Genomic DNA, 21,674 nt, shown 5'->3' with positions numbered 1-21,674 from the left:
TCTCTCTGCGTGGGGGTCAGGCGCGGGACGTTTGTGTCCGCAATGCGGCAAGGCCGGTCAAAAGCCAAGCCGAGATCATCAGCAGGCCGCCGACCGGGGCGAGGGCGCCCATGGCGCGCAGGTTGAGCAGGGCGATGGCGGACAGCGCCAGGGCGAAGACCAGGCCGCCGCCGGCGGCCAGCCAGCCGGCCGTGACGATCCACCGGTCCTGGCCCGGCCAGACGGCGCACAGCAGGGCCAGGACCGCGTGGACCAGCTGGTAGTGTGCGCCCGTGGCCAGCAACGGCTCGACCTGCGGCCCGGCGCCGTGGGCCGCGAAGGCCCCGAGCCCGACCGCCGCGGCGCCGTTCAGCGCGGCGAAGGCCGCGAGGATGCGAGTCGCTTTCATGAGGCCGAGGCTAGCCGACAGAATCCGCCGCGTCTGCTATGCGCCGCCCATGACCGCCGCCCAGCGCATGGCTTTGCAGTATGTGTTGCTCTTCGGCGCCACCGGCGTGTCACTTCCCTTCGCCGGCCTGTGGATGCGCGAACAGGGGCTGAGCGGGGCCCAGATCGGCGCCCTTCTGGCCGCGCCCATGCTGGCCCGGATCGTCTCCGGGCCCCTGCTGGCGGTCTGGGCCGACGGTTTCCGCCACCGGCGCACGCCGATGGCCCTGATGGGCCTGGTCATGGCCGCGGGCTACGGCGTCGCCGGGGTCTGCGACCTCCCCGCGGCGCGGGCCGTGGGCTGGTTCGTCGGGGCCACCGCCATGAGCGGCCTGGTGCCCCTCACCGACGTCATGACCCTGAGGCTGGCCGGGCGGCTCGGGTTCAGCTTCTCCGTGCCGCGCGGGGCCGGCTCGGCCGCCTTCGTGGTCGCCAATGTCGGCATGGGCGCGCTGCTGCTGCGCTGGCCGGTGGACGGGGTGATCGTCTGGCTCGTCGCCGCCTCCCTGGGAATGACCGCCGTCGCCGCCCTGGTGCTGCCGCCCGAGCCGGTGGCGGACGGGGCCGTCGTGGCCGGGCTGGAGCGTTTCCGGGGCCTCGGCCGCCTGGTCGCCGACCCGGCCTTCATGACCGCCATCTTCGCCGTCGGCGCGGTCCAGGGGGCGCACGCCTTCCAGTACGGCTTCTCGGCCCTCCTGTGGAAAACCCAGGGGATAAGCGAGGCGGTGACGGGCCAGCTCTGGGCCTTCGGCGTGATCGTCGAGATCGCCCTGATGTGGCTGTTCGAGCCGTGGCGGCGCCGCGCCGGCGTCGGACCGTGGAGCCTGCTGATGGTCGGCGCGGCCGCCGCCGTGCTGCGCTGGAGCGCCCTCGCCCTGGCTCCGCCCCTGTGGCTGCTGTGGCCGCTGCAGGCCCTGCACGCCCTGACCTTCGCCGCCACCTTCCTGGCGGGGGTGCAGATCGTCGAGCGGCTGTCGCCGCCCGAGGGCCATACGGCGGCCCAGACGCTGAGCTCGGTGCTCTCGGCCGGGGTGCTGATCGGCCTGGCCACCGCCGTGTCGGGCCCGCTCTACGACCGTTTCGGCGCCGGCGGCTACTGGGCCATGGCGGCCATGGCGGCCGCCGGGCTGGTCGCCGCCGTCCCGCTACGCCGGAGGCTGGCGGGCTGAGGTCAGGACAGGTCGCCGATGGCGGCGTCCAGCAGCATGAAGGCCCGGCCGCTGTCCGAGGTCAGCCGGCCCAGCACGCCCGGCCCGTCGGCGGCGGCGGCCCGGGCCGCCAGATCGCGCGAGAACGCCCGCACATAGGCCTCGGCGTCGGCGCGCAGATCGGCGTCGGTCAGCACCCGGCGCGAGACGCTGCGCACCGCCGCCGGCGCGACCCGGCGGACGATCTGGCGGGCCCCGTCGGGGTCCCCGGCGGCCACGGCCTGGGCGGCCTCCTCGACGCGCGACCGGGGCAGCAGGGCGTTCGGATCGACCCCCATGCGGCGGATCGCGGCGGTGATCCGCTCGCCCAGCGCCTCGCCGTCGGCGGCCGGCATGACCGGGGTGTCGAGGTCCAGCGGCGCCTCGCCGGGGCCGTCGTCGACCAGGTCGCTCCAGCCCAGCCGGTCCTTCTCCGGCTGGTTGGCGACCGCCGCGCCGGGCATGGGCTCGAGCTTCAGCCGGCCGCGCAGGCCGAAGCCGCGGGGCTCCTCGGAGCGCTCGGGCCGGTCCGGCCGGGTCCGCGGCGGGGCCGTCGCCGCCTCGGCGGGCGCGGCGGGGGCCGGAGCCGGTTCGCGGCGGCGCGCGCCGGGGGCGTCGCCGGACACCACCCCCATCAGGCGGACCGCCTCGGTCAGCATGTCGTAGTTGCGCCGCACCCGTTCCTGGAAGCCCGCGTCGAGGGCCTCGGTGTCGGCGGCGGCCTTCCGCGAGGCGGCGGACAGGGCGGCGAGGCCTTCCTCGACCGTGGCGCGGACCGCCTCGACCCGGGCCTGGGCCTGTTCGGGCAGGCGGGCGGCGCGCTGGTCGAGCTCGCCCATGGCCTCGTCGACGCGGGCCAGCGCGGCATTGACCCGCTCGATGGTGGCTTCCAGCCGGTCGATGGCGTGCTGGCCGGCCTCGTCGACCAGGCCGGTGGTCTCCGAGACGATCCGGCGGGCGCTGTCCACCCGCGCGTCGGCGGCCTGGTCGGCCTTCTGCGCGGCCTCGAACAGGGCCTCGCCCAGACGGTCGGCCCGGACCTGGGCCTGTTCGGCGGCCTCCTGGGCGGCGAGGCGCGAGTCCTCGGCCGTGGCCTGCAGGGCCGCCAGCGCCCGGCGGGTCTCCTCGACGAGGGCGTCGCGGGCCTCGGCGGCGAGGGCCTCGAACTTGTCGAGGGCCAATTTGGTGGCGCTGTCGAAGCCGTCGGCCTCGCGCTGCGACATGTCGACGAGGGCGCGGAACTGGTCGGTGGCGGCCTCGACCAGGTCCCTGATGCTCTCCGTCGTGCGCAGCGAGGTCTGGCCCAGTTCGTCGGTGACGGTCCGGGTGGCCGACAACTGCTCCGTCAGCTGGGCGCGCTGGCTCTCGACCTGGGCCGAGAAATCCTCCTGGTCGGTGCGCAGGGCGTAGGCGGCGGTGACCAGGGCGGCGCGCTGCTGGCCCAGCCCTTCCTCGACCGACTGGATCTGTTCGGCGACGCCCGAGCCGGCGTTCTCGAGCCGCAGGGTCTGGCGGGCCAGGTCGTCGGCGGCGACGCGGGCGGCGTCCTGGGCCTCGCCGGCGGCGGCGGCGAGGTCGGCGGCCCGCGCCGCCAGCGCGGCCTCGGCCTCGCGCAGCTGGGTCTGGGCCAGGTCGGAGGCGTCGACGACCATGCGCGACTGGCGCTCCACCGCGTCCATCACGCCGGCGGCCTGGCTGTCCAGCTGGACCCCCAGGGTCTGCATCTGGTCGCGTTCGTGACCGAGCTGCTCGGCCAGCCGGCGCGCGGTCCGTCCGGCCGTCTCGGCGGCCTCGTTGAGGCGCGCCGTCTCCTGGGCCAGGGCCTCGCGCAGCAGGGTCATGTCGTGCCGCGCCCGCTCGGCCGCCAGCGACGCCTGGTCGATGTCGTGGCGCAGCCCGTTCAGCACCTCGCCGGTCTGCTGCGCCGCCAGCGCCGTCGGGGCGATCAGCGCCTCCGACAGGCCGCGCGCCCGGCGCGTCTCCGCGGCCAGTCCGGCCCCCTGGCGGACGGCGTGGGCCAGCAGGATGGCCAGGCCGGCGGGTGCGAGGGCGATCAGGGCGTAGACCGCCAGCCGCAGCGGCTCCGCCCCGGCCGCGCCCGAGCCGATCTCCCAGGCCAGCCAGGCCGCGACGCCCCCGATCCACAGGGCGGCGGCGACGCCGGCGAGCAGATAGGAGTGGCGGCCGGCCGGCGCCGGCTCCGGCCGCAGCGCCGGCGCCGGCCGGGGTTCGTAGGGCGCCGGCGGGGCGTCCGCCGAGGGGCTCAGTGCGGGTGCGGCGGCGGCGGCCGGCGGGGGGGCCGGCGCGGCCGTCCCGGCGGCCCTCTGTTCGGCCTGCAGGCGCTCCTCGGCCAGACGCCGCCTGCGGCGCTCCGACAGCGGCCGCCCGGCCTCGGGCCCGGGTTCGGCGGCGGCCTCGTCGACGTCGTCCGGCGCGGCCTCGACCCCGGCCGGGGCGGCGGTCTCCGGATCGGGGTCGGTCAGGTTCAGCGGCGGCCGGGGGCGGGACTTCATGAGGCGGCGATCTCGACAGGATGCGACGTCGCGCGCCCGGGGCGCGCGACCCGCCCGGACCCTAGCCGCTCATTCGCGGCGCGAAAAGGCGAGCGCGGACGAATCCGGAGACGCGGTCAGCACTCCCGCCGGGGCCGGGCCGCCGCCACGACCTCGGCCGCCGGCGCGTCGCCGCAGTCCCGGACCCGGTGGATTTCGCGCTCGGGTTTGTCGGGGGTGTCGACCACCAGGCCGAACTGCGCCAGGGCCGCCGCGGCGAGCAAGCCGACCCAGCCGACGATCATCTCGATCAGCGCCTGCATCGCCGACCTCCCCGGTGCGCATTGAGCGCTGTTATATGCCCCGGAATCCGGGCCCGGGCAATCCACCGCCGTCGTCGTCGGCCGGCGGCGGCGCGGCGTGGAACGGAACGCCGCGGCGCGCGTCCTGTAAAGCTTGGGGCGCACGCCGCCGTCATGCGAATCGGTCAGGCTTGCCTCCATGAGCCCTGCAGCGGACGAACAGATCGATTCCTGGCTGGCGCCGGGCCGGAATTGCTGGCGGGTCGAGACCGCCGGCCGCTTCGCCGTGCTGATGGAGAACGCCGCCTATTTCGACGCCCTGCGGTCCGCCCTCGCCAAGGCGCGGCGGTCGGTGGTCATGCTCGGCTGGCAATTCGACCCGCGCACGCGGCTGGATCCGGAGGGGGCTCCGGACGACCGCCACGCCCAGATCGGCCATCAGCTGCGCATGCTGGTCAAGGCCCGTCCCGGGCTCGATGTCCGCCTGCTGATCTGGAAATCGCCGCTGGTCATCGCCGCCTCCCAGGGCTTCTTCCCGCACCGCGCCCAGGGCTGGTTCCGCAAGCGGATGGTCGAGCTTCGTCTGGACCGGGCCGGCCCGCCCGGCGCCTGCCATCATCAGAAGATCGTCGTCATCGACGACGCCGTGGCCTTCTGCGGCGGCGGCGACATCTCGACCGACCGCTGGGATTCCAGCGATCACCTCGACGGCGATCCGCGCCGCTGCCAGCCGTCCGGGCTGATCCCGTCGCCGCGGCACGAGGTCATGTGCGTGATGGACGGCCCGGCGGCGCGCGCCCTCGGCGACCTGGCCCGCGAGCGCTGGTCCCGCTCCACCTCGGAGCGGACCGTGGCGGCCGACGCCGACGCCGACGCCGACGCCGACGCCGACGGCGACGGCGACCCGTGGCCGGACGGCGTCGTCCCGGACCTGATCGACACCCCGGTCGGCATCGCCCGCACCGAGCCGGCCTGGGCCGGACGCAGCGACGTGCGCGAGAACGAGGTGCTGCATCTCGAGGCCATCCGGCGGGCCCGGCGGCTGATCTATCTGGAGAACCAGTATTTCACCTCGCCGCGGATCGCGGCCGCCCTCGCCGAGCGCCTGGCCGCGCCCGACAGTCCGGAGGTGGTGCTGGTCTCCACCGGCGCCAGCCCCAGCTGGTTCGACCAGATGACCATGGACACGGCCCGTTCGGAGGTGCTGTTCCGGCTCGAGCAGGCCGACTGCAACAATCGCTTCTTCGCCTTCGCGCCCCACACCCGCAACGGCGAGCGCATCATCGTCCACGCCAAGGTGTCGATCTATGACGACGAGGTGCTGCGCATCGGCTCGACCAATCTCAACAACCGCTCCTTCGGCTTCGACACCGAGTGCGACGTCGCCGCGGCCCCGACCACCCAGGCGGGGCGCGAGGCCATTCGCCGCTTCCGGCGCCGCACCATCGGCCACTGGATCGGCGAAAGCGCCGACGAGTTCGCCGCGGCCGAGACCCTCGTCGGCTCGGTGGGCGAGGCCGTCCAGCGCTTCGACACCGGCCGGATGCGCCCCCTCGGGGCCACGCCGCCGTCGTCGATCGAGCAGTTCATCGCCGAATTCCAGCTCGGCGATCCTACCTCGCCGTCCGACGCCTTCCGGCCGTGGCGGCGCCGCAGCCGCTCGCAGCGGGCCCGGCCCCGGCCTGGATCCTGATCTCGAAATCCACGACCAGCGGCAGGTGGTCCGAGGCCATCCGCGCCAGCGGCGAGAACGGCGCGGTCACCCGGGTGACCACCACCTCCGGACTGGTGAAGCAGTGGTCGATGCGGATGGCCGGAAAGCTGGACGGGAAGGTCTTGACCGAGGGGCGCAGGCCGAGGGTGCGCTGGCAGTCGGCCAGACGCCGCGTGAGCGCCTGGTAGGGGCGGGTGATCGAGGTGGCGTTGAAATCTCCGGTCAGCAGGGTAGGGCCCACGCACAACGGGTGGCCCAGCCATCCCTCGCCCAGCAGGGCGGCGGCCTGCAGCCGCTGTTCGCGGGGCACCAGGCCGAGGTGGGTGTTGATGACATTGACGGCGACGCCGTCGAATTCGATCGCCGCCCACAGGGCGCCGCGCGGCTCCAGCCCCGGCACGCCGCGCACGGTCGGCAGGGCGCCCGACTTGACCAGCCGTTCCGGGTGGGGCGTCAGGATGGCGTCGCCGTACTGCTCCGCCTCGACCTTCATGGCCGCGTGGAAGTGGAAGCTCATCGACAGCCGGTCGGCGATCGCCCCGGCCTGGTCGACCAGGCCGGTCCGCGCCCGGCCCACGTCGAGCTCCTGCAGGCAGACGACGTCCGGCTCGTGCTCGGCGATGACCGCGGCGATGCGCCCGACATCCAGCCGGCGATCGACCCCGACGCAGCGATGCACATTGTAGGTCAGCAGACGGGGCATGAAGTCCTGGGAAGGGGCCGGAAACACCCTGTGGCGGTCGGGCTAGGCCATTTCCATGAGGAATGCGACCCCCGCCGGGCGCGTTCCGGCGCGCTCAGATCACCACCAGCCGGTCCGCCAGCTCATTGGGATTGTCCGGTCGCGGCGGAAAATGCTCGGCCAGAACCCCGCCGCAGAGCCCGACCGCCGCCTCGAACCCGGCCGCCGCATCGTCGCGCTTCAGGCCCCGTGACAGCGCCTCGGCGGCGTCGGCCCAGACCGACGGATCGACCCGGGCGTGGATGCCCTCGTCGGCGACGACCTCGACCTGGTGATCCGCGAGCGCCGCGAACAGCAAGACGCCCGTGCGGCCCTCGGTGACGTGCAGGCCGTGGGCCAGGAACTGCTGCATCGCCGCGGCGCGGACCCGCCGCCTGCGGATGGCCCGGGGCGTCATCCGGCGCGTCACCGGCGGCAGGCGCGTGACCAGATAGACGGCCAGGAAGACGACCGCCTGGATCACGGCGTAGGCCCCCAGCGCCTGCCCGGTCGAGACCTCGCGCGCGGCCAGGTGGGCCGCCTCCCAGCCGTCCGCGAAACCGGGAATCCAGCCCGGCTCGAATCCGAGGGGGATCAGGCCCAGCGGCAGGATCAGCGCCGCCGCGGCGGCCCAGCCCAGCGACACGTCCCGGTAGGACGACACTTGGCCGGCCAGCACGCAGAAAATCTCTCCCGCGGTGCGCGCCTCGGCCGCGGCGATGGCGGCCGCGATCCGGTCGTGGGTCTCGGTCGTGAACCTGATCACCATCCGCCTGACGCGCCTCCGCCCCCGAACCCGCCGCCGCCGCCGCTGAATCCGCCGCCCCCGCCCCATGACGATCCGCCGCCGCGGCCGCCGCCGCGCAGGGCCTCGGCCGCCGCCCAGATCAGGATGGGGGCCACGCCCGAGCCCCGCCGCCGCCGGCCGCCGCCGCCCAGCGCGCCGATCATGCCGACGAACAACAGGAAGAAGATCACGGCGATCAGGATCATCGGCCCCAGCGGCACGTCGGCCTTCGGCGTCCCGGCCGCGGCCGCCCGGGCCTGCGCCTCGGCGGGGTCGAGACGGAGCTGGGCCTCGATGGCCGCCACCCCGCGGTCGATGCCCCGCTCGAAACGGCCGTCCCGAAACGACGGCAGGATCTCGTTGTGGATGATCAGGGCCGACAGGGCGTCGGTGAGCACCGGCTCGAGCCCGTAGCCGACCTCGATGCGGACCTTGCGTTCGGCGGGCGCGACGATCAGCAGCGCGCCGTTGTCCTTCCCGGCCTGGCCGACGCCCCAGGCCCGGCCCAGCCGGTAGCCGTAGTCCTCGATCTCAAGGCCCTGCAGGCTGTCGACGGTGACCACGACCAGCTGGTCGGAGGTGTCGCGCTCCAGCGCCTCCAGCCGGGCGGTGATCGCCGCCTCGGTCTCCGGCCGCAGCAGGCCGGCGCCGTCGACGACCCGGCCGGTCAGGGCGGGAAAGCGGACGTCGGCGGCGGTCTGGGCCGCGGCGGCGGGTCCCCATGCCAGCCAGGCGGCCGTCAGTGCGACGGCCAGCAGCGCCCCCAGCCGGATCATTGGATGCGGGCGCGAGGCGCTCACTGCGCCGGCGGGGCCGAGCCGGGGGCGGTGGGCGCAGCGTTTCCGCCGGGTCGCGCGGGATTGAGCGCGTCGAAATTCACGGTCGGCGCGGTCTGCGCCGCCTCGGTGGCGGTGAACAGCTGCATCGGCTCCGAGCCGCCGTGGATGGTCTTGGCCCAGATCACCGTCGGGAAGGTGCGCAGCGAGGTGTTGTAGTCGCGCACCGCCTCATTGTAGTCGCGCCGCGCCACTGCGATGCGGTTCTCGGTGCCTTCCAGCTGCGACTGCAGGGCGATGAAATTCTGGTTCGAGCGGACTTCCGGATAGCGTTCGACCACCAGCATCAGGCGGGACAGGGCCTGGCTCAATTCGCCCTGGGCGGCCTGGTAGCGCTGGAAGGCGGCCGGGTCGGTCAGGGTCTCCGGCGTCACCGTCACGCCGGTGGCCCGGGCCCGGGCCTCGATCACCTGGGTCAGGGTGGCGCGCTCGGCGATCGCCGCGCCCTGCACCGTGGCGACCAGATTGGGGATCAGGTCCGAGCGCCGCTGGTACTGCGACTGCACGTCGGCCCAGCGGGCCTTGGCCGCCTCCTCCTTGGTCGGGATGGCGTTGACGCCGCACCCGGTCGCCGCCGGAGCCAGGACGACCATGGCCGCAACGGCCGCCGCTCGGGAATTCAAACGCATCGTCGTCTCCTGACAGGCTGTAGACCCGCAGGAATGACTATCGGAGGTTAGGCCCCGCCGTTCAAGCGTCCAGCGCTTCGGGCTCGACCCCGGCGGCCCGGCAGGCGGCCGTATAGGTGTTGGCCAGCAGGCAGGCGATGGTCATCGGCCCGACCCCGCCGGGCACCGGCGTGATCCGACCGGCCACCGCCGCGGCCTCGTCAAAGGCGACGTCGCCGACCACGCGGGTCCGGCCCTGCGCCGCCTTTTCGGGATCGCGCGACGGAACCCGGTTGATGCCCACGTCGATGACCGTCGCGCCCGGGCGGATCCAGTCGCCGCGGATCATCCCGGGCCGGCCCACGGCGGCGACGAGGATGTCGGCGCCGCGGCACAGGGCGGGCAGGTCGCGGGAGCGCGAATGGGCCACGGTGACGGTGCAGTCCGCGCCCAGCAGCAGCTGCGCCATCGGCTTGCCGACGATGTTCGAGCGGCCGACGATGACCGCGTTCAGCCCCGACAGCTCGCCGAGCTCGTGCCTGAGCAGCATCAGGCAGCCCAGCGGCGTGCACGGGACCAGCCCCGGCAGGCCGACCGCCAGGCGGCCCGCATTGACCACATGGAAGCCGTCGACGTCCTTGTCCGGGTCGATGGCGCCCAGCACGGCGGCGGCGTCGATGTGGCCGGGCAGGGGCAGCTGCACGAGGATGCCGTGGATCCCGGCGTCGGCGTTGAGCGCGGCGATCAGCGCCAGCAGGGTCTCCTGGTCGGTCTCGGCGGGCAGGGCGTGGGTGTCGGAGCGCAGCCCGGCCCGCCGGGTCGTCTCGCCCTTGTTGCGGACATAGATCTGGCTGGCCGGGTCCTCGCCGACGATGACCACGGCCAGGCCCGGCCGGACCCGGTGCGTCGCCTCCAGCCGGGCCGAGGCGGCGGCGACGCGCTCGACCAGGCCGGCCGCGAAGGCCTTGCCGTCGATCAGGGTCGCGCGGGCGGGGTCGGCCGTCATGGTTCGGCTCCGGGTCGTCAGGATTCGTGCGGTGAGCGCGATTTACAGACGGCGCGGTTCGGCGTCTATGATCGGGACTGATTTCAGGGGGACCGCATGCGCCGTCACACCATGTTCGCCGCCGCCGGCTGGCTGGCCCTCGCCGCGGCCGCCGGTCCGGCCCTGGCCCAGGCCGTCGAGCCGCTGGCCGCCGGCGCCGCCGTCGAGGGGACCATCGGCGAGGGCGACCATGCCGCCGACGCGGACGCCTACCGCTACGACGACTACGCCGTCACCGCCCGCGCCGGCCAGCGCTTCGAGGCCGTGCTGCGCTCGGCGGCGTTCGACGCCTACCTCGAGCTGTTCCCGCCGGAGGGGGCGGCCGACCCGCTCGCCTCCGACGACGACGGCCTCGGCGACGGCACCGATTCCCGGCTGCGCTTCACGGCCCCGGCGGCCGGGACCTATGTGCTGCGGGTCCGGCCGCTGTCCGGTCTCGAGGGCGGCGCCTATACGCTCAGCCTCGGCGAGCGGCCGCCGGCCCCGCGCGCGCCGCGCCCGAGCGGCCTGCGCCTCGGCCAGACCGTCGAGGGGACCCTCTCGGCCCGCGATCCAGAGACCGAAGACGGCCGGCCCTATGACGCCTTCAGCTTCCGGGCCCGCCGGGGCGACCGCTTCGCCGTGGCCCTGGACAGCGAGGCCTTCGACCCGGTGCTGCGCATCGGGCGGATGGTGGACGGGGCCTTCGTGCCGCTGGCCGAGAACGACGACGGCCCCGACTCCGGCCTCAACTCCCGCCTCGTGTTCACCGCCCCGGAGGCCGGCGAATACCTGATCCGGGTGACGCCGCTGAGCGCCGCCGACGCGGGCGCCTACAGCCTCGGCCTCCGCCAGGGCCCGCCCCCCGCGGCGGCCGAGGCCATCGCCATCGGGGCCGCCGTCGAGGGCGAGCTGACCGAGGCCGACGGCAAGAGCGAGGGCGACACGCCCGCCGACGCCTGGCGCTTCGAGGGACGCGAGGGCCAGCGGGTCCGCATCGACATGACCTCGGACGATTTCGACACCTATCTCGAACTGTTCGACGAGAACCGGGCCAGCCTGGCCGAGGACGACGACGGCGGCCCCGAGGGCACCGATTCGCGGATCACCTTCACCCTGCCGGCGACCGGCTCCTACATCATCGAGGCGCGGGCCTTCTCCGAGGCCACCGGGGCCTACCGTCTGGCCATCGAGGAGGCGCCGCCCGAGCGCGCGCCGGAGCCCATCGCCTTCGGAACCCCGCTGCAGGGCGAGATCGCCGGCGACGACCCGCGCGACGACGACGACCGCGGCTATGACGCCTTCACCTTCTCGGGCGTCGAGGGCCAGCGCATCCGCGCCGTGATGCGGTCGGGCGACTTCGACACCTTCCTGCAGATCGGCAGGGCCGAGGGCGAGTTCGCCGCCCTGGCCTCGGACGACGACGGGCTGATGGAGGGCACGGACTCCCAGCTCAACTTCACCCTGCCCGAGGCCGGCGACTATGTGCTGCGCGCCCTGCCGCTCGGGTCCGACGGCGAGGGGCTCTATGCGCTCGAGCTGATCGACCGCGGGCCCCAGCCCCGGCCCGGCAGCGTCCTGGTCGGCTCCACCGCCTGGGGAAACCTGACCGCCGCCGACGCGACCACGGACAGCAACAGCCACTATGACGCCTATCAGGTCACCGTGCGCGAGGACGAGAAGCTGCTCATCACCATGGTCTCCAACGACGTCGACAGCTTCGTGACCATCGGCCGCGTCAAGGCCGACGGCGAGTTCGAGACCCTGGGCTCCGACGACGACGGCCTGACCGACACCCACGCCCGGCTCGAGTGGACCGCGCCCGACGACGGGACCTTCGAAATCCGCGCGGGCGCCTACCAGCACGGCCAGACCGGCGTTTACGCCCTGACCGTCGAGAAACAGCCCTGACCCCAGGGCGGTCGCGGAGCAGGCGTTTGACGAAGACCAGCGCGCGCAAGGACCAGCACCTCGACGTCATCCTCGCCGGCAAGGCCCGGCACCGGCGCGACGGCGGCTTCGCCGACATCCGCTTCGTGCATGAGGCCCTGCCGGACCTGGACCACGGCAAGATCGACCTCGGCGCCGACTTCCTCGGTCGCCGGCTGAAGGCGCCCCTGCTGATCAGCGCCATGACCGGGGGGCCGCGCCGGGCCGAGGCCATCAACGCCCGTCTGGCCGAGGCGGCCCAGCACCTCGGCATCGCCCTCGCCGTCGGCTCGCAGCGCGCCGCGCTCGAGGCGGACGGGCCGACGCCCGGTCTCGACATGGCGCTGCGCCTCAAGGCCCCCGACACCCCGATCCTGGCCAATATCGGCGCGGCCCAGCTGACCCGCGGCTTCGGCGTCGACGAGGCGCGGCGCGTCCTCGACATGATCGCCGCCGACGCCCTGGTGGTGCATCTCAATCCGCTGCAGGAGGCCTGCCAGCCCGAGGGCGACCGCGACTGGTGGGGCGTCGGCGCGGCGCTCGAGGCCCTGGTCAAGGCCCTGGACGCGCCGGTGGTGGTCAAGGAGACCGGAGCCGGGATTTCGGCGGCCACGGCCCGGCGGCTGGCCGCCATGGGCGTGGCGGCCATCGACGTGGCCGGGGCCGGCGGCTCGAACTGGGCCATGGTCGAGGGGGAGCGGGCCAGGGACGCCGCCGACAAGGCCCACGCCGCCGCCTTCGCCGACTGGGGCCTGCCCACCGCCCAGGCCATCGCCGAGGCGCGCGCCGCCTGCCCGAAAACCCTGATCATCGGCTCGGGCGGAGTGGCCGACGGGGTCGACGCCGCCAAGGCCATCCGGCTCGGCGCCGACATGGTCGGCCAGGCGGCCGGGGTGCTGGCCGCCGCCACCGTCTCGACCGAGGCGGTGGTGGCCCATTTCCAGACCGTGATCCGCCAGCTGAGAACCGTCTGCTTCTGCACCGGCTCCCCCAATCTGACCGCCCTGCGGCGCGCCCCGCTGCAGGTTTAGCCGGCCCCCTCCCGGCGAAGCCGGGCGTCATTCGCGCGCGTCGCCGGTCGGTTCATCACAACGACCACAACGGATTCACGACGCGCACAACGGCATGGAGCGAGGCGCACGCCCCGTCGTGTCCTTCGTGAATCCGTTGTGTCCGTTGTGATGAACCTTGCCCTGATCCCGCTTCGCGGGAGGCGGCCCGTAAGCCCGGTCAGGCCGACGGCAGCAAATCTCCGGCGAAAGTCCGGTATCTCCCCGCCCGCACCCCGTCCGTGGCCCGCGCGATGTCCGGGGCGAAATAGTGGTCGCTGCCATAGGCCGCCGCCGCCTCGCGCACGATGCCGAACACCCGTTCCAGATCGGGGGAGGTGGTCAGCGGCCGGTGGAATTCGATCCCCTGCGCCGCCGCCAGCAGCTCGATGGCCACCACCGTGGCGGTGTTCTCGGCCATGTCGAGCAGGCGCCGCGCGCCGTGGGTGGCCATGGAGACATGGTCCTCCTGGTTGGCGCTGGTCGGCACGGTGTCGACGCTGCACGGATGGGCCACCATGCGGTTCTCGGCCACGAGGGCGGCGGCGGTCACCTGGGCGATCATGAAGCCGGAGTTCAGCCCGCTTTCCTTGACCAGGAAGGCGGGCAGGTCGCTCATCTTGGGATCGACGAGGATGGCCGTCCGCCGCTCGGAGATATTGCCGATCTCGCACAGGGCCATGGCGATCTGATCGGCCGCGAAAGCAACGGGTTCGGCATGGAAATTGCCACCGGAGATGACGTCGCCCCCCTCTTCAGAAGAATTGGGGTCGATGAAGACCAGCGGGTTGTCGGTCACCGCATTGGCCTCGCGCGCCAGCGCGGCGGCGGCGTTGCCGAGCAGGTCCAGCACCGCGCCCATGACCTGCGGCTGGCAGCGCAGCGAATAGGGGTCCTGCACCTTGGAACAGTCGTGGCGATGGCTCTCGCGGATGGCGCTGCCCGCCATCAGCCCGCGCAGCCGGGCGGCCACGGCGATCTGGCCGGGCTGGCCGCGCAGGGCGTGGATGCGGGCGTCGAACGGCGCGTCCGACCCCTTCAGCGCGTCGACCGACAGGGCCCCGGCGGCGACGGCGGCGGCGAAGGCGGCCTCGGCCGCGAACAGGCCGGCCAGGGCCAGGGCGGTCGAACACTGGGTGCCGTTGAGCAGGGCCAGACCTTCCTTGGGTCCCAACGTCAGCGGCTTCAACCCGACCGTGGCCAGGGCCGCCTCGGCCGGCAGGACCTCCCCGTTCACCCGGGCCTCGCCGACGCCGATCAGCACGCAGCTCATATGGGCCAGCGGCGCCAGGTCGCCCGAGGCGCCGACCGACCCCTTCGACGGAATGCAGGGCGCCACCCCGCCGTTGACCATGGCGATCAGGGCCTCCAGCGTGGTCCGCCGCACGCCCGACGCCCCCTGCGCCAGCGAGGCGATCTTCAGCACCATCAGCAGGCGGACGATCGCATCGTCCAGCAGCGGCCCGACCCCGCAGGCGTGGCTGAGCACCAGATTCCTCTGCAGCGTCTCCAGGTCCTCCGCGGCGATCGAGGTGTTGGCCAGCAGGCCGAAGCCGGTGTTGACGCCATAGACGGTGCGGCCCTCGGCGACGATGGCGGCGACCACGGCCGCGCCGCGCTCGACGGCGGTCCAGGCGGCGGGGGCCAGGTCGACGGTGCAGGGGCCGTCGAGGACCGCGCGCAGCCGGGCGAGGGTGAGGGGGGCGGAGCCAAGGGTGAGGGTCATCTGGTGATCTTCTCCCTTCCCCCTTGATGGGGGAAGAGCCGGGGTTGGGGGTGCGGCGGGTCCGGTTGGCCGCCGAAGGAAGGTTCGGGCTGAAAGGGCGGCGGCGCCGGGTCCGTGACCGCCTTCACCCCCATCCCAACCCTTCCCCATCAAGGGGGAAGGGCTTATTTGAGCGACGGCAGGTTGAGGCCGTGCTCGCGGGCGGTCGCGATGGCGATCTCATAGCCCGCGTCGGCGTGGCGCATCACCCCCGTCGCCGGGTCGTTCCACAGCACCCGCTCCAGCCGCCTGGCCGCCTCCGGCGTGCCGTCGGCGACGACGACCACGCCCGAATGCTGGCTGTAGCCCATGCCGACCCCGCCGCCGTGGTGCAGCGACACCCAGCTGGCCCCCGAGGCGGTGTTCAGCAGGGCGTTGAGCAGGGGCCAGTCCGACACCGCGTCCGAGCCGTCCATCATCGCCTCGGTCTCGCGGTTGGGGCTGGCCACCGAACCGCTGTCGAGGTGGTCGCGGCCGATGACGATGGGGCCGCTGAGCTCGCCCGAGGCGACCATGTCGTTGAACATCAGCCCGGCCCGGTGCCGGTCGCCGAGGCCGATCCAGCAGATCCGCGCCGGCAGCCCCTGGAAGGCGATGCGCTCGCCCGCCATGTCCAGCCAGCGGCAAAGGCCGGCGTTGTCCGGGAACAGCTTTTTCATCGCCGCGTCGGTCTTCTTGATGTCGTCCGGATCGCCGGTCAGGGCGGCCCAGCGGAACGGGCCGACGCCGCGGCAGAACAGCGGGCGGATATAGGCGGGCACGAATCCGGGAAAGTCGAAGGCGTCCTCGACGCCCGCGTCGAAGGCGACCTGGCGGATATTGTTGCCGTAGTCGGTGACCGGCACGCCCATCTTCTGGAAGTCGAGCATGGCGCGGACGTGCACCGCCATGGATTTCCGCGCCGCGGCCTCGACGGCGGCCGGGTCGCCCTGCCGCCTCGTCTCCCAGTCCGCCACCGTCCAGCCGGCCGGCAGATAGCCGTTGACGGGGTCGTGGGCCGAGGTCTGGTCGGTGACCAGATCGGGCCGCACGCCGCGCTTGACCAGTTCAGGCAGAACATCCGCCGCATTTCCCAAAAGGCCGACGGATATGGGCTTTTTGTCTGCATTCGCCTTCCAGATCAGGGCCAGGGCCTCGTCCAGCGTCCCGGCCATGACGTCGAGGTAGCGGGTCTTCAGCCGCATCTCGATCCGGCTGCGCTGACACTCCACGGCGAGGCAGGACGCCCCGGCCATGGTCGCCGCCAGCGGCTGGGCCCCGCCCATGCCGCCGAGGCCGGCGGTCAGGATCCACTTGCCCGACCAGTCGCCGCCATGGTGCTGGCGCCCGGCCTCCATGAAGGTCTCATAGGTGCCCTGAACGATGCCCTGGGCGCCGATGTAGATCCACGACCCGGCCGTCATCTGGCCGTACATCATCAGCCCCTTGCGATCGAGTTCGTGGAAATGCTCCCAGGTCGCCCATCTGGGCACCAGGTTGGAGTTGGCGATCAGCACCCTGGGCGCGTCGGCATGGGTGCGGAACACCCCGACCGGCTTGCCCGACTGGACCAGCAGGGTCTGGTCGGGCCCGAGCGCGCGCAGTTGATGGACGATGCGGTCGAAAGACGCCCAGTCGCGCGCCGCCTTGCCGATGCCGCCATAGACCACCAGCTCCTCGGGCCGCTCGGCCACCTCCGGGTCGAGGTTGTTCATCAGCATCCGCAGCGCCGCCTCGGCGGCCCAGGTCTTCGCCGTCATCTCCGGCCCGCGCGGGGCGCGGACGACGCGGCTGTTCGGGGTCTGTTGAGTCGTCATGACCGCGTCTCTACGCTGCCCGCCCATGACCATGGAAGACTCAGACGCGCTCGGCTGGCGCAGCGTCGCCGACCTGGTCGGCGATCACCCGGACGCCCCCGTCGCCCTGATCGGCGCCGGCCTCAACGAGCGCTCCCTGACCCCCGGCCGCTGCGATCTCGGCCCGAAGGCGTTCCGGGCCGTGCTGCCGCGCTTCTCGACCTATGACGTGGAGACCGGCGCCGAGCTGGCGACCCGCGTTCACGACGCCGGCGACGTGCCGCTGAAGGCCGTCTCGCCCGCCGAGGCCTTCGGGCCGGTGAGGGATGCGGTAGCGGCGCAGGGCGTCCGAGGGCTGACGGTGCTCATCGGCGGCAACAACGCCATCACCCGGCCGGGTGTGCACGGGCTGGGGCTGACGCGGACGGGATTGCTGACGCTGGACGCCCATTTCGACCTGCGCGACACCGACCAGGGCCTGACCAACGGCAATCCGGTCCAGGCCCTGCTCGAGGACGGTCTCGACGGCCGCCGCGTCAGCCAGGTCGGCCTCGCCCCCTTCGCCAACACCCGGCGGGCGCACGACAAGGCGACGGCGGCGGGGATTTCGGTGCGCACGGCGCGGGACTGCCGCGCGCGGGGCCTGGCCTCCGTCGTCGCCGATGAACTGGACCGGCTGTCGGCCCTCGTCGAGGTCATCTACGTCGACTTCGACATCGATGTGATCGACCGCGGCCAGTGGCCCGCCTCGCCCGGCGCCCGCCCCGGCGGCGTCTCCGTCCACGACTTCTTCGAGGCCGCGCGGGTGATCGGCGCCCATCCGAAGGTCAGGGCCGTCGACCTGGCCGAATACGACCCCTCGCTCGAGGTCGGCGACCTCGGCTCCCTGACCGCCGGCCGCTGGTTCTGCGAGCTGCTGGCGGGATTCGGGGCGCGATGATCGCCGCCGACCGGCTGCTCACCGACTGCCGCCTGGCCACCATGGTCGAGGGCGGCGCGCCCTATGGCGCGGTCGACGACGGCGCCGTCCTGATCGTCGACGGCCGCATCGCCTGGGCCGGGCCTCGCCCCGACCTGCCCGGCCATGATGCGCAACAGACGGACCGCCTCGACGGCCGCTGGGTCACCCCCGGCCTGATCGACTGCCACACCCATCTGGTGTTCGGCGGCGACCGTTCGGGCGAGTTCGAACAGCGTCTGGGCGGCGCCGCCTATGAGGACATCGCCCGCGCCGGCGGCGGCATCGTCTCGACCATGACGGCGACCCGGGCGGCTTCGGAGGATCAGCTCTACGCCTCCGCCCTGACCCGGCTCGCCGGCCTCAAGGCCACCGGCGTCACCACCGTCGAGATCAAGTCCGGCTACGGCCTCGACCATGACGGCGAGCTGAAGATGCTGCGCGTCGCCCGCCGCATCGGCCGCGAGGCCGGGGTGCGCGTCCGCACCAGCTACCTCGGTCTCCACGCCGTCCCGCCCGAGCACCGCGCCGACCGCGCCCGCTATGTGGACAAGGCTGTGGATGAAGTCCTGCCCGCCGCCCACGCCGAGGGCCTGGTCGACGCCGTCGACGCCTATTGCGAGCCGATCGCCTTCTCCGCCGAAGAGGTCGCCCGGCTGTTCGACAGGGCCCGCGCCCTCGGCCTGCCGGTCAGGCTGCACGCCGACCAGCTGTCGAACGGCGGCGGCGCGGCCCTGGCGGCGCGCTACGGCGCCCTGTCGGCCGACCACATCGAGCACACGGACGAGCCGGGGGTGCGGGCCATGGCGGCGGCCGGCGTGGTCGCCGTCCTGCTGCCCGGCGCCTTCCTGATGCTGCGCGAGACCACGCCGCCGCCGGTCGAGCTGCTGCGCCGCCACGGCGTGGCCATGGCGGTGGCGACCGACTGCAATCCCGGCACCTCGCCGGTCGCCTCGATGACGGCGGCGCTGAACCTGGCCTGCGTCCAGTTCCGCCTGACCCCGGAGGAGGCGCTGGCCGGGGCCACCCGGGTCGCGGCGAGGGCCCTGGGCCTGCGGGACGAGGCGGGAACGATCGAGACCGGCCGGGCCGCCGACCTCGCCGTCTGGGACGTCGAACGCCCGGCCGAGCTCTGCTACTGGCTCGGCAAGCCGCTGCTGCACGCCCGCTATCTCGCCGGCGTCGCCGATCGGTAATCGCCTGTAGGGACGAATCCCCGCACCCTGCGCCCATGCGCTTCGCCCGCGACCGCACCGAGGCCGTCCTGCTCGCCGCCCTGATCGGGGTGACCCTGGCCCTCGCCGTGACCACCGGCCTGTCGATCGGGGCGGCGCTGGCTCAGCTGCGGTAGTCCGTCCTGGCCGCCAGGTCCGGCCGCGGCCGCTCCAGCGGCGGCGCGGCCAGCGTCCCGACATGGATGAAGCCCGCCACCTGTTCTCCGGGAACAAGTCCAATCAGTTCAATCGCTTGTGGGTCATAACTGTACCAGTCCGTGATCCAGCTGGCCGAATAGCCCAGCGCATGGGCGGCGTGTTCGAGGTTCATGCACACCGCCCCGGCCGAGAGCTGCTGCTCCCAGACCGGCGTCCCGCGCCCCTCGACCGGCGCGGACACCACGAGGATGGTCAGCGGCGGGGCGGTCAGCTTGGCCAGCGCGGCGCGGGCCTTGCCGGGGTCGGGCTGGCCCGCCGCCAGCGGCCGCAGGGCCTCGGCCAGGGCCGCCCGGCTGTGCGGCCCCATCACCACGAAGCGCCACGGGAACAGCTTGCCGTGGTCCGGGGTCCGGGCCCCGAGCCGCAGCAGGCGTTCGACCTGGTCCGGCGACGGGCCGGGCGCGGCCAGCGCCTGGGCCGGGGCCGAGCGGCGCACGGCCAGCCGCGCCTCCAGTTCGGGCGAGGGAGTCGGCAGCGGCAGGGCCTGGCCCAGATCGGCGTCGGTCATGCGGCCTAGCTAGTGGTCCGGCCGCCCCTGCGCCATATGCGGGGGATGACCGACTCCCGCGACGCCTTCGACGCCGACCGCCCGACCCCCGCCTGGGACGACCCCGCCGAGCGTCCGCCGCCGTGGCGCAGCGGCGGCGAGACCGTGGTCTTCGAGAATCCGTGGATGCGGCTGACCCGCCATCCGGCCACGGCGCCGACCGGGCTGGCGTGCGACTATGTGGTGATGCGGCCGCGCCACCTCTCGGTCGGCGTCCTGCCGGTCCACGACGACGGCGCCGTGACCCTGGTCGGCCAGCAGCGCTTCGCCCTGATGAACTGGTCGTGGGAGATGCCCGAGGGCGGCGCGCCCTTCGACGAGGACCCCATCGAGGGCGCCCGCCGCGAACTGGCCGAGGAGGCCGGCCTCGCCGCGGCCTGCTGGCGCGAGGCGCTGAAGGTCGAGACGAGCAATTCGATCACCGACGAACGGGCCCTGGCCTGGATCGCCTGGGAGCTGTCGCCCGCGCCCTGCGCGCCCGACCCGACCGAGGTCATCTGCGTCGCCCGCGTCCGCTTCGGCGACCTGCTGCGCGAGATCGGCCGCGGCGCGGTGCGCGACATGTTCACGGTGGCGACGGCGCTGCGCGCCTACCATATGGCCCGCGAGGGCGAACTGCCGCCCGAACTGGCGAAGGCCATGCTGGCGGGCGTATGATGACCGCGAAGGAGACCCGGATGCCGAAACTCGAAGTGGTCGCCGCGCGCCCGGACGTCTGGAGCGGCCTGTGCGACGCGGCCGCGGAGACGGCGCGGGCCGAGCCGCACCTGGCCTCGCAGATGAACGCCGTGATCCTCTCCCACGGCGACCTCGCCGCGGCCCTCGGCTTCCAGATCGCGCGCAAGCTGGGCGACGCCGAACTGGGGGCCATGTCGGTGCGCGAGATCTGCCGCGACGCCTTCGAGGCCGAGCCCGCCATCGTCGCCGCCGCCGAGGCCGACCTGCGCGCCGTCGCCGAGCGCGACCCGGCCCTCAAGTCGCTGCTGCAGCCCTTCCTCTATTTCAAGGGCTTCCAGGCCCTGCAGGGCCACCGGGTGGCCCACTGGCTGTGGACCCACGGCCGCGAGGCGCTGGCCTTCCATTTCCAGAGCCGCATGTCCGAACTGTTCCAGGTCGACATCCACCCGGCCGCGCAACTGGGCTGCGGCCTGTTCCTCGACCACGGCACCGGCATCGTCATCGGCGAGACCGCCGTGGTCGGCGACGACGTGTCGATGCTGCACGCCGTCACCCTCGGCGGCACCGGGGCCGAGCGCGGCGACCGCCACCCGAAGATCGGCCGCGGCGTGCTGCTGGGCGCCGGCGCCAAGGTGCTCGGGGCCATCGCCGTGGGCGACTACGCCAAGGTGGCGTCGGGCTCCGTGGTGCTCAAGCCGGTGCCGGCCGGCTGCACCGTCGCCGGCGTCCCGGCCCGGCTGGTCAACTGCCCGACCGGCGCGGTTCCGGCCCGGACCATGGACCACACCCTGGCGGACCTCGTCTACGACTTCGTCATCTGACCTCCTCCCCGTTGCGCGGGCAGGAAAACGCCTTCCCCTGTGGCGACCGTTTCTCTAGGGTCCGGCGCTCAAGACAGACCCGAGGCCAAGCATGAACACCGCCGACATGAAGCGCGTCGAGACGCACCTGAAGCGCACCTTCAACACGGGCGGCATCATCCTCAAGCCGCGCGGCAAGCCGAGCGACTCGGCCGAGGTCTATGTCGGCGACGAGTTCATCGGCGTGGTCTTCGAGGACGAGGACGAGGCGGGCAGCTTCATGTTCGAGATGGCCATCCTGGCGGAAGACCTGCCCGAGGCCTGAGCCGCCTCGCCGGACACGCACGAAAAAGCGCCGGAGGATCGCTCCTCCGGCGCTTTTTCGTTTCGGGCCCGGATCAGCGCTTGCCGAAGATCACGTCGAGGACGCTGGTCAGGAAGCCCTTCTTCTCGGCCGGGCTTGCGGCGGCGGCCGGGGCCGCGGCGGGCGCGGCGGGCGCGGCGGGTGCGGGCGCGGGCTTCGGCGTCGGGGCCGGAGCGGCGGCGGCCGGGCTGGGCGCGGCGGCCTTCGGAGCGGTCTTCGGAGCAGCCTTTGGAGAAGCCTTTGGAGAAGCCTTTGGAGAAGCCTTTGGAGAAGCCTTTG

General features: G+C 73.5%; 21 protein-coding genes. 10 read left to right on the top strand and 11 right to left on the bottom strand.

The window, feature by feature from the left end:
- Nucleotides 1-16 precede the first annotated feature (16 nt).
- Complete coding sequence (locus Q0588_RS02580; RefSeq protein WP_298743487.1) at nt 17-388, bottom strand: DUF423 domain-containing protein; 372 nt, start codon at nt 386-388, stop codon at nt 17-19.
- A 49-nt stretch (nt 389-437) separates the two neighbouring features.
- Between Q0588_RS02580 and Q0588_RS02575 the strand changes: the two genes are divergently transcribed.
- The gene (locus Q0588_RS02575) at nt 438-1,595 is read left to right on the top strand and encodes an MFS transporter (RefSeq protein ID WP_298743485.1); all 1,158 of its coding nucleotides are present in this window, start codon (nt 438-440) and stop codon (nt 1,593-1,595) included.
- 2 nt (nt 1,596-1,597) lie between these two features.
- Here the strand turns inward: Q0588_RS02575 and Q0588_RS02570 are convergent, their stop codons facing one another.
- Nucleotides 1,598-4,126 carry a tipN gene (locus Q0588_RS02570; RefSeq protein ID WP_298743483.1) on the bottom strand — a complete coding sequence of 843 codons (2,529 nt, stop codon included), beginning with the start codon at nt 4,124-4,126 and terminating at the stop codon, nt 1,598-1,600.
- Nucleotides 4,127-4,242: 116 nt separating this feature from the next.
- A complete protein-coding gene (locus Q0588_RS02565; RefSeq protein WP_298743481.1) occupies nt 4,243-4,428 on the bottom strand; it encodes a hypothetical protein in 186 nt (61 codons plus the stop codon).
- A 178-nt stretch (nt 4,429-4,606) separates the two neighbouring features.
- Between Q0588_RS02565 and Q0588_RS02560 the strand changes: the two genes are divergently transcribed.
- Complete coding sequence (locus tag Q0588_RS02560) at nt 4,607-6,100, top strand: phospholipase D-like domain-containing protein (RefSeq protein WP_298743480.1); 1,494 nt, start codon at nt 4,607-4,609, stop codon at nt 6,098-6,100.
- On the opposite strand, the gene Q0588_RS02555 is transcribed toward Q0588_RS02560, so the two are convergent.
- The 5 genes from Q0588_RS02555 to folD form a co-directional block, all read right to left on the bottom strand.
- Nucleotides 6,021-6,824 (bottom strand): endonuclease/exonuclease/phosphatase family protein, encoded by an 804-nt coding sequence (locus tag Q0588_RS02555; RefSeq protein ID WP_298743478.1) that lies wholly within the window; start codon nt 6,822-6,824, stop codon nt 6,021-6,023. The two genes, Q0588_RS02560 and Q0588_RS02555, sit on opposite strands and share 80 nt — an antisense overlap.
- Before the next feature lie 94 nt (nt 6,825-6,918).
- On the bottom strand, nt 6,919-7,611 hold the full coding sequence (locus tag Q0588_RS02550; protein ID WP_298743476.1) for a TPM domain-containing protein: 693 nt from the start codon (nt 7,609-7,611) through the stop codon (nt 6,919-6,921).
- Complete coding sequence (locus Q0588_RS02545) at nt 7,605-8,429, bottom strand: YgcG family protein (protein ID WP_298743474.1); 825 nt, start codon at nt 8,427-8,429, stop codon at nt 7,605-7,607. Before Q0588_RS02545 ends, Q0588_RS02550 begins: the two co-directional genes overlap by 7 nt.
- On the bottom strand, nt 8,426-9,094 hold the full coding sequence (locus Q0588_RS02540; protein ID WP_298743472.1) for a LemA family protein: 669 nt from the start codon (nt 9,092-9,094) through the stop codon (nt 8,426-8,428). The genes Q0588_RS02545 and Q0588_RS02540 overlap by 4 nt, the downstream gene beginning before the upstream one ends.
- 61 nt (nt 9,095-9,155) lie before the next feature.
- On the bottom strand, nt 9,156-10,079 hold the full coding sequence (folD, locus tag Q0588_RS02535) for a bifunctional methylenetetrahydrofolate dehydrogenase/methenyltetrahydrofolate cyclohydrolase FolD (protein ID WP_298743470.1): 924 nt from the start codon (nt 10,077-10,079) through the stop codon (nt 9,156-9,158).
- A gap of 96 nt (nt 10,080-10,175) precedes the next feature.
- On the opposite strand from folD, the gene Q0588_RS02530 reads away from it, so the two are divergent.
- Nucleotides 10,176-12,008: a PPC domain-containing protein gene (locus tag Q0588_RS02530; RefSeq protein ID WP_298743468.1), complete on the top strand. Its 1,833-nt coding sequence runs from the start codon at nt 10,176-10,178 to the stop codon at nt 12,006-12,008.
- 26 nt (nt 12,009-12,034) lie between these two features.
- A complete protein-coding gene (fni, locus tag Q0588_RS02525; protein ID WP_298743467.1) occupies nt 12,035-13,057 on the top strand; it encodes a type 2 isopentenyl-diphosphate Delta-isomerase in 1,023 nt (340 codons plus the stop codon).
- 199 nt (nt 13,058-13,256) lie between these two features.
- Here fni and hutH read toward each other — a convergent pair whose 3' ends face one another.
- Nucleotides 13,257-14,801: a histidine ammonia-lyase gene (gene hutH, locus Q0588_RS02520; protein WP_298743465.1), complete on the bottom strand. Its 1,545-nt coding sequence runs from the start codon at nt 14,799-14,801 to the stop codon at nt 13,257-13,259.
- A gap of 164 nt (nt 14,802-14,965) precedes the next feature.
- The gene (hutU, locus tag Q0588_RS02515; protein WP_298743461.1) at nt 14,966-16,636 is read right to left on the bottom strand and encodes a urocanate hydratase; all 1,671 of its coding nucleotides are present in this window, start codon (nt 16,634-16,636) and stop codon (nt 14,966-14,968) included.
- Nucleotides 16,637-16,667: 31 nt separating this feature from the next.
- Between hutU and Q0588_RS02510 the strand changes: the two genes are divergently transcribed.
- Together Q0588_RS02510 and hutI are read left to right on the top strand one after the other, a co-directional pair.
- Complete coding sequence (locus Q0588_RS02510; protein ID WP_298743459.1) at nt 16,668-17,555, top strand: agmatinase family protein; 888 nt, start codon at nt 16,668-16,670, stop codon at nt 17,553-17,555.
- Complete coding sequence (gene hutI, locus Q0588_RS02505) at nt 17,555-18,769, top strand: imidazolonepropionase (protein ID WP_298743500.1); 1,215 nt, start codon at nt 17,555-17,557, stop codon at nt 18,767-18,769. Before Q0588_RS02510 ends, hutI begins: the two co-directional genes overlap by 1 nt.
- A 142-nt stretch (nt 18,770-18,911) precedes the next feature.
- Here hutI and Q0588_RS02500 read toward each other — a convergent pair whose 3' ends face one another.
- Nucleotides 18,912-19,514, bottom strand: a complete 603-nt coding sequence (locus Q0588_RS02500) for a nitroreductase (protein WP_298743457.1) — start codon at nt 19,512-19,514, stop codon at nt 18,912-18,914.
- A 45-nt stretch (nt 19,515-19,559) separates the two neighbouring features.
- Here Q0588_RS02500 and Q0588_RS02495 point away from each other — a divergent pair, with 45 nt between their 5' ends.
- The 4 genes from Q0588_RS02495 to Q0588_RS02480 all read left to right on the top strand — a co-directional run.
- Nucleotides 19,560-20,210 carry an NUDIX domain-containing protein gene (locus Q0588_RS02495; protein WP_298743455.1) on the top strand — a complete coding sequence of 217 codons (651 nt, stop codon included), beginning with the start codon at nt 19,560-19,562 and terminating at the stop codon, nt 20,208-20,210.
- A 20-nt stretch (nt 20,211-20,230) separates the two neighbouring features.
- Complete coding sequence (gene cysE / locus Q0588_RS02490) at nt 20,231-21,052, top strand: serine O-acetyltransferase (protein WP_298743453.1); 822 nt, start codon at nt 20,231-20,233, stop codon at nt 21,050-21,052.
- Between the two features lie 91 nt (nt 21,053-21,143).
- Nucleotides 21,144-21,356 (top strand): DUF3126 family protein, encoded by a 213-nt coding sequence (locus tag Q0588_RS02485; protein WP_298743451.1) that lies wholly within the window; start codon nt 21,144-21,146, stop codon nt 21,354-21,356.
- A gap of 80 nt (nt 21,357-21,436) precedes the next feature.
- Nucleotides 21,437-21,674 (top strand): hypothetical protein (locus tag Q0588_RS02480; RefSeq protein WP_298743449.1); only part of this gene is annotated, 238 nt, incomplete at its 3' end.

The organism is uncultured Brevundimonas sp. (assembly GCF_937870815.1).
In the GTDB taxonomy this organism is placed as follows: domain Bacteria; phylum Pseudomonadota; class Alphaproteobacteria; order Caulobacterales; family Caulobacteraceae; genus Brevundimonas.
Note: the sequence above shows the minus strand (reverse complement) of the source record. Positions and strands in the feature narration are given on the sequence as shown.